The sequence below is a fragment of the Paenibacillus sp. R-74696 genome (assembly GCF_055814915.1).
The window spans coordinates 1-16,310 of record NZ_JBPULM010000009.1 but is presented as its reverse complement, the minus strand read 5'-3'; the positions used below and the strand labels follow the sequence as shown (position 1 = coordinate 16,310).

The window sequence follows — 16,310 nt, the reverse complement described above, 5'->3', positions numbered from 1 at the left end:
TATTTCGTAGTCGATTGAAACGGCTAGGTTTATAATAGGGGTATAAATGTTCAGGAGGAATGTGACTTCATGCGTAAAACCAAAATTGTTTGTACGATGGGACCTGCTTGTGATTCTATTGAAACCTTAAGGGAAATGATTCGATCGGGGATGAACGTGGCGCGGCTGAATATGGCGCACGGGGAACTGGAGGATCATGCCGGGAGGATTGAGAGGATTCGCGAAGCGGCTGCTGCTGAAAATGCAATCGTGCCGATTTTGCTGGATATTAAAGGACCAGAAGTGCGGATTGGCAAGCTGGAGGAAGCTTCTTACCTACTGGTAGCTGGCGAAACGCTGACGCTGACGACGGAAGAAGTGCTCGGCAATGGCCGCCGCATTCATGTTAACTATAGCGAGCTTCCGCTTGTCGTGAAGCCTGGCAATACGATTTTGCTCGACGATGGCCTGATTGATCTTGAGGTGGCATCGGTGGAAGCGACGGAAGTGCACTGTACGATCGTAAACGGCGGTCTGATCAAGCCGCGCAAAGGCGTTAACCTGCCGGGCATCCGCACGACGCTGCCGGGCGTAACGGAGCGCGACATTCGCCATATCCACTTCGGCATTCAGCAAAATATTGATATTGTTGCGCCTTCCTTCGTAAGAAGAGCGGAAGATATTTTGGAAATTCGCGAGCTGCTGCAGGCGCACGGTGCCGGCCATGTTCAAATCATTTCGAAAATTGAAAATGAAGAGGGCGTCGTCAACCTGGATTCCATCATTGCAGCATCGGATGGCATTATGGTTGCCCGTGGCGACTTGGGCGTTGAAATTCCAGTTCAGGATGTGCCATCGATGCAGCGCGACATGATCAATAAATGTAACGTAGCGGGCAAGCCTGTTATCGTTGCGACTCATATGCTGGATTCCATGCAAGTAAACCCGCGTCCTTCACGCGCTGAAGTGAGCGACGTTGCAGGTGCGGTTATGCAAGGAACGGATGCGATCATGCTGTCCGGCGAGACGGCTGCAGGAAAATATCCGGTTCAATCGGTTGCTACAATGGCTGCCATTGCGCTTAAAGCAGAATCCCAGCTGGACTATTACGCAGGCTTCCAAGAGCGCCGTCAGAATGCTTCAACGACGATTACTGAAGTCATTAGCCAAGCCGTTGTCAGCTCATCCCTTGAGCTCAAGGCGAAAGCGATTCTTACTCGTACGGAAAGCGGCTTTACGGCGCGGATGGTATCCAAATATCGCCCGCAATCGCCAGTTATCGCGATCACTTCGGACGAGAAAATTTTGCCGCTGTTGGCGCTGCTATGGGGCGTTATTCCGGTGAAGGGCACGAAGACAGGCACGACGGACGAGCTGCTGCATGCTGCAATGGCGGATGCGGAGCAAACCGGACTGCTTGCTGAGGGCGACTTTGTCGTCATTACGGCAGGAGCGCCAGTTGGTCTATCCGGTACGACGAATTTGATCAAAATCGAGCAATATGGCGTATAGCCGCAAGCCTAAACGATAAGCTGAACGTAAGCTAGAGCCCAAACAAGAAGGAGCGTGTAAACAAGCCTTGCCCATGGATGGAGTCATGCAATCGCCTCCTCCATTGGTCGCATTTGGGCTCTAAACATTTCGTCGTACTGACGCAAGTGTATTTCGGCCTGTTTTGGAATATAGGTCTTATATATGTTTTTGATGTAGGATTGAGCCTGCGCAAGTGCCGTTATCGGCTAATGCGTCAGGCTTTTTCTTTAATGTTTCGAGATTGTGAAGCAGTTCCATTCGCCACTCATGGCATCCAACTAGTGTTGCATATTTATCCACCCTGGCATGTACGACCCTTGCAGCGCCAAACATAGGCAGGCTCTGAAACAGGTAAGGCTGCTCTTCCTCCAGACATGCTGTCGCTGTCTTTCCTTCCCGCCGATTGTGGGGTTTGTTGTTCAGTCTTTCGCATACTTCTAGCAAAAAGTCGTTGTCCTCTTCTAACGTTTCGAACGTATCCCTAAAGGCGAATGCTTTACGCCTAGCGACTTCAACGGTTCTCTCAACATGCCCCTTTTCGTTTCCACTACGAGCATTGCAAAACCGAAACTCAAAGCCATAGTAAACAGATAATTGCAATAGCCCTTCCGTAGATTCTTTCTCATCACCGACAAGTCGTTTGACTGCCACCTTCATGTTGTCATAGACAAGGGCTTGGTACGCACCGTCAATAGGCTTAAAGAACCGTGCATATGCTTCTTGAAAGCATGCTGTCATCTGTTTCGTGAATAAATAGGCCTACCGGTAATTTCCATAAGCCGATGTAAAAGCAGCCATTGTCCTTGGTCTGCCGAAGAGTATTCAAGAAGCATAGTCAGCAGACAACCCTGCACAGCCTAACCGCCCCGCGACCGTTCCCGATGGTCCCCTATACCGCCTATTAGAATTAAATGGATCAAATCGACGTTTGGTTGAAAGGAAATGGATGGATTATATGGAAATAGTAAAAGATAAAAAGCAGTTTTAATAAAGGATAGACTCCGCCCATTTTTTGACCTGCTTTTTTAAATACTTAAGCAACAGAAGGGCAAATTGTCGTTTTCAACGGGTCCCATTCCGCTTTCTGGCTGACGTAACAGGCATCCATGTGCTGGCAGATCATAATGTTGTAGAGTCGTATGTACCCCATCATTGTAGATCGGTGTCTACCGGATTCCGGATTTCGGTCCATTTTCTCGCGATTTTGGAGCTACTTAGAAAAAGTCGAGTTTTTTGGTGTAATAACCAAAAAAATCTATAATCATTCCTAAATGGTAAAAATCAATAGATTCAAAAATTGAAATAGGAGGGAATGAACAAAGGTGGTACAATGAAAAGCCTTACCCCACCTATCTTTATGGATGCTGAGAAGGTATTTAAGGCAGTGAGGATTCGTGAGTGAAAGAACGTTATGGGAAATCTCCCAATATCTATAAAAATGAATGGTTACGCGCCTTCATGGTCGCTTAATGTTTAATTTAGACTTATTTACTCGCTTTTTACAATTTTTAAATTGTATATTTTTGATATTTTTGTTATAGTAGCCACATAAATACTATGATGTGGGTGATAGAGAGATGACTGCTCGAGAGAGTTCCTGGTTCTTGAATGCGCACGCCGGCTCTTTTGCAAAGCTCCGCTTATTTTGTTTTCCTTACGCCGGCGGCGGAGCCTCTGTATTTAGTAACTGGAAGCGAGAATTGCCGACTCACATTCATGTTTGTCCCGTTCAGCTTCCAGGCCGAGAGAGCAGAATGTTAGATGATCCGATGGATTCCGTCGAGGCTATCGTTCATTCGCTTGTTTCGGAAATAACACCGTTTTTACATATGCCCTTCGCATTTTTTGGCCACAGCATGGGGGCGCTAGTAGCATTTGAAACCGCTCGTCAATTACACTTCAAGCATCATGTGGCTCCACTCCACTTATTCGTATCAGGTAAAACTGCGCCTCACTTGCCTTATCCAAGAAAATCCCTACACAAATTGCCCGATGATCAGTTTAAGAAAGAGCTTCAGCTCATGCAAGGCACACCTGAAGAAGTTTTACAGAATGATGAACTGATGGAAATTGTAATGCCTCAATTACGGGCTGACTTTTCCGCTGTTGAAAACTATGTATATAGACCGGGAGAAGTGCTTCCTTGTCCGATTTCGGTTTTTGGCGGATTGCAGGACCATGACGTAAGCATTGAATCGCTTGACGCTTGGCAAGAGCATACAAATGGTGCATTCCAAGTGCAGATGTTGGAGGGCAATCATTTTTTTCTCCACAAACAGGAACAAGAGGTCATCAGAAGTGTGCTGCGTGAATTATCACCTCAGATGAGGGGGGTTGCTGCAAGCGGTCCGGTTGTACGTTAACCAACTGCCGCATAAAAATGATGAAATCACGCTCATTGCTGTCCATCGCCGCCTATTAACGAAGTCTATTTGTTATGCACATTTTCATAATTATGGAGGGATTTTTTTATGACAACCACATTCGAAATGCTGGAATCCAATGTAAGATCTTATTGCCGTTCTTTTCCCGATGTCTTTGTGCGTGCGAAAGGCTCGGTATTGTACGCCGAGTCCGGCAAAGCGTTTATCGATTTCTTCGCCGGAGCCGGAGCGCTAAATTACGGACACAATAATGATTTTATCAAGCAACAGCTCATCCAATATCTGCAATCGGACGGCCTTAGTCACGGACTGGATATGTACACTTCCGCCAAGGAGACCTTTCTGCAGACGTTCTCAGATAAGATTCTGAAGCCACGCGGTCTCGACTATAAGCTTCAGTTTTGCGGTCCTACCGGAACCAATGCGGTAGAGGCGGCGCTGAAATTGGCAAGAAAAGTGAAGGGAAGGACGGGCGTGTTTGCTTTCATCGGTTCGTTTCATGGGATGTCGCTTGGAAGCTTGTCCGCCACAAGTAGTCTATACCACCGCGAAGCGGGAGGATTGCCGCTGCATGATGTTACGTTTATGCCATTCCCAACGGGTTTTATCGATAGTTTGGATACGATTGGCTACATGGAAGCGATTTTAACGGACGATCACTCGGGCATAGCTAAGCCGGCAGCTATCATCCTTGAAACTATGCAAGCTGAGGGCGGCTTAAATGCGGCGCCTACCCAGTGGCTGCAGGAGCTTCGGGATCTTTGCAACCGTCACGATATTTTGCTGATCGTCGACGATATCCAGGTGGGCTGCGGACGAACAGGTTCATTTTTCTCCTTTGAACGGGCGGGGATTGTTCCTGATCTGGTCGTGCTCTCCAAATCAATCAGCGGTTATGGTCTGCCGATGTCGTTGCTGCTGCTAAAGCCGGAACTGGATGTTTGGCAGCCGGCTGAACATAACGGCACCTTCCGGGGAAATCAGCTTGCGTTCGTTGGCGCGACGGCGGCTCTTGAGCTCCGGGAATTGACGCAGTTGGAAGCAGAGACGGAACGTAAAGCGCAGTTTGTTGAGCAATACCTGAGGGAGCATATTCTGCCGATCAACCCACTCATTTCGATGCGCGGTATGGGATTGATATGGGGCATTGACGTTTCGGCTTGCCAGGATGAGAATCTCTCCAAAGCCATCGTATCTCGATGCTATGAGCTTGGACTGATTGTCGAACGAGCAGGACGTCAAGATATGGTTGTCAAGCTGATGCCTGCGCTTACGATTTCCATGGACGAACTAGCTGCCGGATGCGAAATATTTAGGCGGGGCGTATCGGAATGCTGCACCTTGATCGATTCACTTCAGCCTCAGCTGACATAAACATCGCCTAGAAGAACGGACGGCGTTGGCGCCTGCCAAGCGATCTGGCTGGTAGCGATCATTTTGGCGGTTACATAGCACAACGTCGGACGTCTGGCTAGGCTTCGCGTACCTCGGAGGTTCAATCAAGCATTTATCAAGGGGAGAGACGATGAAAAACAACAATGTTCCATTATTTCCATTAACGCAACCCCAGCAGCGGATTTGGTATACCGAATTGCTATATCCAAATCGAACGACCTCGACGATCATTGCGATAGTGAAAATAACAGGCCGCATCGATGTGTTTGCTTTGAAGCAAGCCATAAACAAAGTCATTGAGCAAAGCGACTCTTTTCGTATCCGATTGAAGACGGAGAATGGAGTTCCTTATCAATACGTTCGGGATTATGAGGAGAAGGATTTCGAATGTATTGATTTGAGCAAGGAGCAGGCGGAGCAAAGGATGCTTGAGCTTCGGTCGATTCCGCTTGAGCTGCTGGACTCCGAGCTGCACCGGTTCGTTGTGGTACGGATTGGGGACGAGGAGACGTGGATCAATTTCAAGATGCATCACATCGTATCCGATGGCATCTCCATGAATTTGGCCACAAACGAAATCATGCAGCATTATTCAAATATCATAAAGGGCAATAGCTCTCCTTGTAAGTACAGCTCTTATATCGATTTTATTCAGGTTGAGCACGACTACGAGCAATCCGAGCGCTATCAGAAGGACAAGGACTATTGGCTCGCAAAATTCGGCACTATGCCCGAAGCCATTAGTTTGAAGTCATACAATCCGCTAACGATGGGCACCGACGCAAGAGTCGAGAGATGGATGCTTGACGATGAACTGCATCATGGCGTAAAAGCCTTTTGCGAGGAGCATCAGATCAGTATCTTTACCTTCTTTCTGAGCGCTTTATATATTTACATGCATAAGGTAACGAGCGAGCAGGATGTGGCAATTGGCACATTGTATGCGAACCGGACGACAAGGAAAGAAAAAGAAACGGTCGGTATGTTCGTCAGTACGGTCGCAACGAGGATGCTGGTGGAGCCTGAGCAGGAATTGCTTTCGTTTCTAAAAAATGTCGCCAAAGAACAAGCCTCCATCCTGCGCCATCAGCGTTATCCGTACAATAAGATCATTCAGGACTTGCGAGAGGCTCACCGCAATCAGGATGTCCAGCGGTTGTTTGGCGTTTCGATACAATACCGACCAGTGAGCTTCTTTCGTATGGATGAGGCAGTTGTATATGGGAATCAAGATTACACCGAGGATTCGGTTAACGACTTTGATATTCATGTGCTGGATTTTACAGATGATGGAAAGCTCTTTGTTGATCTGTATTACCGCACGCAGCTATTTGGCGAGCATGAAGCGAAGGCGATCATCCAACAATTCAACTGTGTCTTGGAGCATATGATTCGCAGCCCATATCAGAAAATCTCCGAGCTTTCGCTTATTAGCGAAGAAGAGCAGCGCAGGCTGATCACTGCCTTCAACGATACGGATGCGGATTACCCGAGAGAGAAGACGATTCACATGTTGTTCGAGGAGCAGGCGGAGCGTCATCCGGATGCAGTCGCGGTCGAGTACGAGGACGAGCGGCTGACGTACCGCGAGCTAAATGAGCGGGCGAATCGTCTGGCGCGTACCCTGCGCAGCCAAGGCGTAGGGGCGGATCAACTGGTGGGTATTATGGCCGAACGTTCCCCTTCCATGGTGATCGGGATTCTCGCGATCCTGAAGGCGGGTGGGGCGTATGTGCCGATCGATCCAGAGTATCCAGAGGAGCGCATTCGCTACATGCTGGACGATTCGGGAGTCGGTGTGCTGCTGCTGCAAGCGCATTTGCAGGACAAAGCGACCTTTGCGGGTGTCTGCCTGCTTCTGGATGACGAGCAGACCTACGCAGCGGACAGCGCGAGCCTCGCCTCGGTTAACCAGCCGAACGATCTGGCCTATGTGATCTATACGTCGGGAACGACGGGCAAGCCGAAAGGCACCTTGATCGCGCACAAGAACGTCGTGCGGCTGCTGTTCAACAGCAAGAACCGGTTCGACTTCGGCGCATCCGATACGTGGACCTTGTTCCACTCGTTCTGCTTCGATTTCTCGGTGTGGGAAATGTACGGAGCGCTGCTGTATGGGGGCAAGCTGGTCATAGTGCCGCCGATGACGGCGAAACAGCCGGCACAGTTCCTGCAGCTGCTGAAGGAGCGGGGCGTGACGATTCTGAACCAGACGCCGACGTATTTCTACCAGCTGCTTCGCGAAGCGCTGACGGAGAGCGGGCAGACGCTGAGCCTTCGGAAGGTCATCTTCGGAGGAGAGGCGCTGGCGCCGCAGCAGCTGAAGGACTGGAGGAAGCGTTACCCGGCTACGGAGTTGATCAATATGTACGGGATCACCGAAACGACGGTGCACGTGACCTACAAGGAAATCACCGAGGTGGAAATCGCCGAGGGGAGAAGCAATATCGGAAGACCGATCCCGACGCTGAAGGTGTACGTGCTGGATGGTAAGCGCCGATGCGTACCAGCGGGAGTGGCAGGGGAGATGTATGTGGCCGGAGAGGGTCTGGCGCGCGGTTACTTGAACCGCCCAGAGCTGACGGCAGAGAAATTCGTGGACGATCCATTTACGCCAGGGGAGCGGATGTACCGATCGGGAGATCTGGCGAGATGGTTGCCAGACGGGAACATCGAATACATGGGACGAATCGACCATCAAGTGAAGATACGCGGGTACCGAATCGAGCTTGGGGAAGTGGAAGCGCAGCTGTTGAAGGTAGAGTCGGTGCAGGAAGTACTGGTCATGGCGCGCGAGGATGAAAGCGGGGAGAAGCAGCTGTGCGCGTACGTGGTAGCAGACAAACTGCTGACGGTGAGCGAGCTAAGAGGAAGGCTGCTGCAGGAGATGCCGGGGTACATGATCCCATCGTACTTCGTGCAGCTGGAGAAGATGCCGCTGACGTCGAACGGGAAGACGGACCGCAAGGCGCTGCCCGCGCCGGAGGGAAGCGTGAATACCGGTGCGGAATACACCGCGCCCCGTACACCGCTGGAAGAGCAGCTCGTGCAGATTTGGCAAGAGGTGCTTGGGACGGAAAGGATCGGAGTGAAGGACAATTTCTTCGATCTTGGCGGGCATTCCCTTCGTGCGACTGCGTTGGCAAGCAAGCTCTACAAAGAGATGAACGTCAATCTATCGCTGCGGGATGTCTTCCGGCTCCCGACCATTGAGGAAATGGCTCGGGCGATGGGCGGGATGGAAGAGAAGATGTATGCCTCCATACCGCTCACCGAAGAAAAGGAGTATTACCCGGTATCGTCAGCGCAGAAGCGGCTTTATATTCTGCAACAGTTGGAAGGAGCAGAGCAAAGCTACAACATGCCGGGGATTATGAGGCTTGACGGCATACTTGACCGGAAACGGCTTGAAGAAGCTTTCCGGCTTTTAATCGCGCGCCATGAGACGCTGCGCACCGGCTTTGTGCTGGTGGATGGAGAGCCTGTGCAGCGGATATACCCGCAGGCGGATTTGATATTGGAGCATCGGCAAGTAAGCGATGAAGAAGCGCAGGAGGCAATGCGAAATTTTGCCCGAGCGTTCGATCTGGGACAGCCGCCATTGTTACGTGCAGGTCTGCTGGAGCTGTCTAAAGAGAGCCAACTCCTGCTGCTGGATATGCATCATATTATCTCCGACGGCGTGTCCGTGGATATCCTAGTGGAGGAGCTTGTCCGCTTATACGGCGGCGAGGAGCTTCCTGAGCTGCGGATACAGTACAAGGATTACGCGGTATGGCAGCAATCCGAAGCGCAGCGCGAGCGTTTGAACAAGCAGGGAGCCTACTGGCTGAGCCAGTTTAGCGGAGAACTGCCGGTGATGGAGCTGCCGACAGATTATGCGCGTCCCGCCGTGCAGCGGTACGATGGCCATACGCTGCAGTTCCGTATGGATGCCGAGAAGAGCGAGGGCTTGAAGCGAATTGCGGCGGAAAACGGTGCGACGCTGTACATGGTGTTGCTTGCGGCGTATACGATTCTGCTGCAAAAGTACACGGGTCAGGAAGATATGATCATCGGCACGCCGATCGCGGGAAGAACACACGGCGATCTACAGCCCTTGATCGGGATGTTCGTCAATACACTGGCGCTGCGCAACGGCCCGTCTGGAGAGAAAACATTCCTGTCGTATCTGGAGGAAGTCAAGGAAACAACCTTGGGTGCCTACGAGCACCAGGATTATCCGTTTGAAGAACTGGTGGACAAATTGCAGCTGACCCGCGACTTGAGCCGCAATCCGCTCTTTGACACCATGTTTTCGCTGCAAAGCTTGGAAAATAGAGCCTATCATCTCGAGGGCCTTAAACTGGCCTTGTATCCGAATGCGCATTTGGTGTCGAAATTTGACTTGAGCCTTGACGTCATGGAGGGCAAAGGCGGTTTGGAGTGCGCCCTCGAATACGCAACCGCGTTGTACAAACCAGAAACGGTAGAGCGGTTGGCGAAGCACTACGAGCAAGTGGTCGCCGCGATAGTGAACGATCCGGGCGCGAAAATCGCGTCGTTAGGCATGCTGACGGCGGAGGAGCAGGAGCAGATTCAGCGCGTCTTCAACCCAGAGACCGCGCCGCCGCTGCTGGAGAAAACCTTCCATCACCTGTTTGAGGAGCAAGCGGAGCGGAGCCCGGAGGCGACGGCGGTGGTGTACGAGGAGAAACAGCTGACTTACCGCGAGCTGAACGAGCGTTCGAACGGTCTGGCGCGCAGCCTGCGATCCCAAGGGGTGAAGCCGGATCAGTTGGTCGGCATTCTGGCGGATCGGTCGGTGGACATGCTGGTCGGGGTTCTGGCGGTATGGAAGGCGGGAGGCGCTTATGTGCCGCTCGATCCGGATTACCCGTCCGACCGGATCCGTTTTATGCTGGAGGACAGCGGAGCGGAAGTGCTGCTGACACAGACACATCTAGTGGAGCGTACGCGGGAGTGGCTGGCGGAAGAGCAGACGCTGCAGGCCGTGCTGTGCTTGGACGACGAGGCGCTGTACAGCGAAGGAGCGTCGAACGACGCGAACCGGATGAATCTGGTGAACGTCAACAAGCCGAGTGATCTGGCCTATGTGATCTATACGTCGGGGACAACGGGACGTCCGAAGGGCGTCATGATCGAGCACCGCAGTCTGGTGAATACGGCGGAAGGCTATCGCCGAGAGTACCGCCTGAGCGAGTTCCCCGTCCGGCTGCTGCAATTAGCGAGCTTCTCCTTCGACGTGTTCGTGGGGGATATAGCGCGGACGCTGTACAACGGGGGAACGATGGTCATTTGTCCGAAGGACGACCGGATCGACCCTGCCCGGTTGTACAGCTGGATACGGGAATGCGAGATTACGATCTTCGAATCGACGCCAGCGCTGATCGTGCCGTTCATGGCGTATATCGCCGAGCAGGAGCTGGCGCTTCCCTCGATGCGGCTGCTGATTACGAGCTCAGACAGCTGCAGCGTGGGGGATTACCGGGAGCTGCAGGAGAGATACGGCGGGCAGATCCGCATCATAAACGCCTACGGCGTGACGGAAGCGGCGATCGACTCGAGCTACTACGAGGAGCCGTTGGAGAAGCTGCCGGAAGCAGGAAACGTGCCGATCGGCAAGGCGTGGCTGAACGCACGGTTTGCGATCGTCGATGCGCATCTGAATCCGGTGCCGGTGGGTGTGCTGGGCGAGTTGTGCATCAGAGGAGCGGGCGTGGCTCGAGGCTACTGGAATCAACCGGAGCTGACGGCGGAGAAGTTTGTGCCGAGCCCGTTCGAAGCGAGGGAGCGGCTATACCGGACGGGGGATCTGGCGCGCTGGATGCCGGACGGGAACGTGGACTTTATCGGACGGATCGACCATCAGGCGAAAATCCGGGGATACCGGATCGAGATCGGGGAGATCGAGTCGCAGCTGCTGAAAGCGGAAGGCATAGGGGAAGCGGTCGTGGTGGTGCGAGAGGACGCAGGAGGGGAGAAAGCCCTGTGCGCGTACTACACGTCGGAGAATGAGCGGAAGGCAAGCGAGCTGAGAGCGGCGTTGTCGCAGGAGCTGCCGGGGTATATGATCCCGTCGTACTTTGTGCAATTGGAGAGGCTGCCGCTCACGGCGAACGGCAAAATCGACCGCAAGGCGCTGCCAGCACCGGAAGGTGGACAGAGTGGGGTGGCGCATGTTGCGCCACGGACAGCGCTGGAGGCGAAGCTGGCAGGCATCTGGCAGGAGGTACTCGGGGCTGAGCAGGTTGGCGTTCGAGACAACTTCTTTGATCTTGGGGGCCACTCCTTGCGGGCAACCACGCTGGTCAGCAAGATCCACAAGGAGCTGAACGTGAATCTGCCGCTGCGAGACGTGTTCCGCTACGCGACGGTCGAGGAAATGGCCGAAGCCATCAACCGGATGGAGCAAACGGAGCACGTCTCCATTCCTACGGCTGAAGAAAGCGATTATTACCCGATGTCTTCGGCGCAGAAACGGTTGTATATTCTGCAGCAAACGGAGGGAGCGGAACAAAGCTATAACATGTCTGGAGCGCTGCTCCTTTTGGGGCCGCTCGACCGGGCGCGTTTCGAAGCGGCGTTCCGCACTCTAATTGCGCGTCATGAGACGCTGCGCACCGGGTTTGAGCTAGTAGACGGCGAGCCGGTACAGCGGATATACCCGCAGGTGGATTTTGCGGTGGAGAATAGGCAGGCAACGGAAGAGGAAGCCGAGGAAATTGCACGACAATTTGTCCGCACCTTTGACCTGGAGCAGCCTCCTCTGCTGAGGGTAGGGCTGATTCAAATAGAAAAAGAACGCCACATTCTGTTGTTTGATATGCACCATATCATTTCCGATGGCATTTCCATCAACATTGTGATAGATGAATTTGTTCGTTTGTACAGCGAGGAGACGTTGCCCCCTCTGCGAATTCAATATAAGGATTATGCCGTGTGGCAACAGTCCATAGCTCAGCGCGAACGAATGAAACGACAGGAGGCTTACTGGACGAATGTTTTGAGCGGCAAACTGCCACGCTTGGAACTGCCGACCGATTTCGCCAGAACGGCCATTCGCAGCTTTGAGGGAGCTGTGCTGAGCATCGTCATCGACAAACAGAGAAGCGAAGGATTGCAGCGAATTGCCGAGGAAACCGGGTCAACCCTATACATGGTGCTGTTGGCGGCTTATACGGTTTTGCTTCATAAATACTCCGGTCAGGAAGACATCATCGTGGGCGCGCCGATTGCGGGAAGAACGCATACAGACGTAGAGCCGCTGATCGGAATGTTCGTCAATACGCTCGCCATCCGCAGTTATCCGGCTGGAGAGAAGAAGTTCCTGTCTTATTTGGAGGAAATGAAGGAGACGACCCTCCAAGCTTATGAGCACCAGGATTACCCGTTCGAGGAGCTTTTGGAAAAAGTGCAGGTTGCCTGGGAATTAAGCCGCAATCCGTTGTTTGACACCGTCTTTGTGCTGCAGAACACCGAAGACCGAAGTATTGGCGAGATCAGAGAGATGACCGTAGAACCGTTCATGCATTATCAAACGATCGCCAGATTCGATCTGACCCTGGAACTGAAAGTAGAGAAGGATGGCACGATTAGCGGTCAATTCGAATATTGTACAAAATTGTTTACCCCGAACATGATTCGTCATTTCGCCGAGGATTTATTAACGATTATCAGCCAGATTTGTGAACAACCTTACGTCCTGTTGAACACGATTTCGCTTACACGTAGTGCGGAGCAAGAGCAGCTCCTTGAAGAATTCATTGATTTTGCCTTTTAATCTTCATTCCCTGCAAGTGTGCGTGATGGCCGAAACGCCACAGCGCACACTTACGGCGAATGTAAACATGGTACAACCAGACTTTTGCGGGTAGAGAAGGAGACGATGAAAGTGGCATTTGAGAAGGAAGCCCTTTTTTGGAATGGAAAATTTGATGGTGAAGACGTTACACCTACGAAACTACCCTATAACAAATTGCCAAATAACGCTGCAGCGAAGATTCAGACGATTGCCGGCGCGCTGTCTGCGGATGTATCGCAACAGATTATTCAGTTAAGCAAAGGCTCCGGCTTGGCTACATACATGGTTCTATTAACGGGAGTGCAATGCCTCCTTTACAAATATACGAACGAGCAGCATATCCTGCTCGGCATGCCGGTTGTCAGCAAGTCGAAAGAAACCACGGGGCATATCAGCCCTGTTGTCATGCTCAAGGATAATTTCAGCGCGGATCAATCCTTTAAGGCTCTATTGAACCAAGTAAAGCTTTCATTGACGGAAGCGATCAAGCATCAGAACATACCGTTCCGGAAAATGACAGAACGGCTGGAGCTTGAATATATCGACGGAGTTCCTGTAGTCAACACCCTCGTTTCTTTGAAGGAAATCCACACGGCTGATGTCAGTCAGCATGTGATGACAGATATTTCATTGCAGTTCTCACAGGAGAACGGTCTGGTTCGTTACCAGCTTGAGTATAACGAGAATTTGTATCATGCATCGTTTATGACTCAGGCTATAGACCACCTGCAACGGCTGTTTTCGATCGTTCTCTCCTCGCCCGAGCTTGAAATCCATCAAGTGGATATTTTGTTTGAATCGGAGAAGCAGCAATTGCTGCACGCTTTCAATGAAACCAGCACGGAGTACCCGCGTGAACGAACGATCCATCAGTTGTTTGAGGAGCAGGCTGAGCGTATCCCGGAAGCGGTGGCGGTCGTTTATGAGCAGGAGCATTTGACCTACCGGGAGCTGAATGAACGGTCGAACCGACTGGCACGGACATTGCGCGCAAGGGGAGTGCAGGCGGACGAGCTTGTCGGTCTGATGACAGAGCGTTCGCTGGAGATGATCGTTGGTATTATGGCGATCTTGAAAGCTGGCGGGGCTTATGTGCCGATTGATCCGGAGTATCCAGAGGAGCGCATTCACTACATGCTGGAGGATTCGGGAGCGCAAGTGCTGTTGGCTCAGCGTGGTCTGCAAACACGGGCATCCTTTGGTGGTACATGGATCGAGCTGGACGATGAGGCGTCTTATCATGAGAATGGCTCCAATCTGGAAGATGTCAACGAGCCGGAGCATCTGACCTACGTCATTTATACATCCGGAACGACCGGCAAGCCGAAGGGCAATTTGACGACCCATCGCAACATCGTTCGTGTTGCGCGCAACACCAACTACATAAACGTGACCGGGAAGGACAGCGTGTTGCAATTATCAAGCTATTCCTTCGACGGATCGACGTTCGATATTTTCGGAGCGCTATTGAATGGAGCCAGGCTGATTCTTGTTCCCAAGGAAACGATGCTGGATGTAGGGAACTTGGCGGGCCTGATCGAACGGCAGCAAATTTCGGTGATGTTTATTACCACCGCATTTTTCAATGTGCTCGTAGACATGAAACCGGATTGCCTGCGCTACATTCGCGCTGTTTTGTTCGGCGGAGAACGAGTTTCCGTCAACCATGTGCGAAAAGCGCTTAAGCATCTTGGACCGGGCAAAATCAAGCATGTGTATGGACCGACGGAGAGCACGGTATTTGCGACCTGCCACGATGTGAACGAAGTGCAAGAGGATGCGATCACGATTCCGATCGGACAGCCGATCAGCAATACGGCGATCTATATCGTCGACGAACAGAATAAGCCGCAGCCGATTGGAGTCGCCGGGGAGCTGTGTGTGGCTGGGGACGGACTGGCCAGAGGCTACTTGAACCGTCCAGAGCTGACGGCGGAGAAGTTTGCGGACAACCCGTTTGCGCCAGGCGAGCGGATGTACCGGACGGGCGACCTGGCCAGATGGCTGCCGGACGGCACGATTGAGTATGTGGGCCGGATCGATGATCAGGTGAAGATCCGCGGCTTCCGCATCGAGCTGGGCGAGATCGAATCGCATCTGCTCAAGGTGGAGCCGATCGAAAAAGCGACAGTCGTGGTTCGTGAAACCGCAGAAGGGGAGAAGCAGCTTTGCGCATACTTCGTAGCTGGCAGCAAGCTGGCGGCAAGTGAACTAAGAAACACGCTGTCGCAAGAGCTTCCGGGCTATATGATCCCGACGTACTTTGTGCAGCTGGAGCAGATGCCGCTGACGACGAACGGGAAGGTGGACCGTCGAGCGCTTCCGGCCCCGGAGGAAAGCATGCAGACGGGGATGGACTATGTGGCGCCGAGAACGCCGCTGGAAGTGAAGCTGGCGCTCATCTGGCAGGACGTGCTCGGAGTGGGCAGGGTCGGCGTCCACGATAATTTCTTCGAGCTTGGCGGGCACTCGCTGCGCGCGACGACGCTGGTGGGCCGGATTCACAAGGAATTGAACGTCAGTCTGCCGTTAAAAGAGGTGTTTCGCTCGGCTACCGTCGAGAAGATGGCGGAAGCGCTCGAGGGGATGGCGCAGCAGGCCTACGAAGCGATTCCTCGGACGGAGGCAAGCGAGCATTACCCTGTATCGTCGGCGCAGAAGCGGCTTTATATTTTGCACCAGCTGGAAGGAGCGGAGCAAAGCTACAACATGCCAGGAGCGATGCTGCTGGAGGGAACGCTTGTGCGGGAACGGTTTGAAGCGGTGTTCCGCGGTCTGATCGCACGCCACGAGACGCTGCGCACCGGGTTCGAGATCGTAAACGGCGAACCGGTACAACGGGTATATCCAGAGGCGAATTTTGCCGTGGAGTATATGGCGGCTAGCGAAGAAGAGGCGGAACGGAAGGTGCGGGCATTCATCCGTGCGTTCGATCTGAAGAAGCCGCCGCTTCTGCGGATAGGCTTGATCCAACTGGCGGAACAACGCCACATCCTGCTCGTTGACATGCATCATATCATCTCGGACGGCGTATCTACGGATGTCCTCGTCGAAGAATTCGTCCGCCTGTACGGTGGCGAGGAGCTTCCTGAGCTGCGGATACAGTACAAGGATTACGCGGTATGGCAGCAATCCGAAGCGCAGCGCGAGCGTCTGAACCAGCAGGGAGCCTACTGGCTGAGCCAGTTTAGCGGAGAACTGCCGGTGCTGGAGCT

5 protein-coding genes and 1 pseudogene are annotated in these 16,310 nt (G+C 52.6%); 5 read left to right on the top strand and 1 reads right to left on the bottom strand.

The window, feature by feature from the left end:
• Nucleotides 1-69: 69 nt before the first annotated feature.
• Complete coding sequence (gene pyk / locus ACSR9A_RS01945) at nucleotides 70-1,491, top strand: pyruvate kinase (RefSeq protein ID WP_473755350.1); 1,422 nt, start codon at nucleotides 70-72, stop codon at nucleotides 1,489-1,491.
• Between the two features lie 158 nt (nucleotides 1,492-1,649).
• On the opposite strand, the pseudogene ACSR9A_RS01940 reads toward pyk, so the two are convergent.
• Nucleotides 1,650-2,310: pseudogene (locus tag ACSR9A_RS01940) on the bottom strand (transposase); the annotation flags it as partial.
• A 779-nt stretch (nucleotides 2,311-3,089) separates the two neighbouring features.
• On the opposite strand from ACSR9A_RS01940, the gene ACSR9A_RS01935 reads away from it, so the two are divergent.
• From ACSR9A_RS01935 to ACSR9A_RS01920, 4 genes are all read left to right on the top strand, one after another.
• Nucleotides 3,090-3,875, top strand: a complete 786-nt coding sequence (locus ACSR9A_RS01935) for a thioesterase II family protein (RefSeq protein ID WP_473755349.1) — start codon at nucleotides 3,090-3,092, stop codon at nucleotides 3,873-3,875.
• 108 nt (nucleotides 3,876-3,983) lie between these two features.
• Nucleotides 3,984-5,270, top strand: coding sequence for a diaminobutyrate--2-oxoglutarate transaminase (gene ectB, locus ACSR9A_RS01930; RefSeq protein WP_473755348.1), 1,287 nt, complete (start codon nucleotides 3,984-3,986; stop codon nucleotides 5,268-5,270).
• Between the two features lie 151 nt (nucleotides 5,271-5,421).
• Nucleotides 5,422-13,074: an amino acid adenylation domain-containing protein gene (locus tag ACSR9A_RS01925; RefSeq protein ID WP_473755347.1), complete on the top strand. Its 7,653-nt coding sequence runs from the start codon at nucleotides 5,422-5,424 to the stop codon at nucleotides 13,072-13,074.
• 105 nt (nucleotides 13,075-13,179) lie between these two features.
• Nucleotides 13,180-16,310, top strand: a 3,131-nt coding sequence (locus tag ACSR9A_RS01920) for a non-ribosomal peptide synthetase (RefSeq protein WP_473755346.1), incomplete at its 3' end; no start/stop codon positions are given.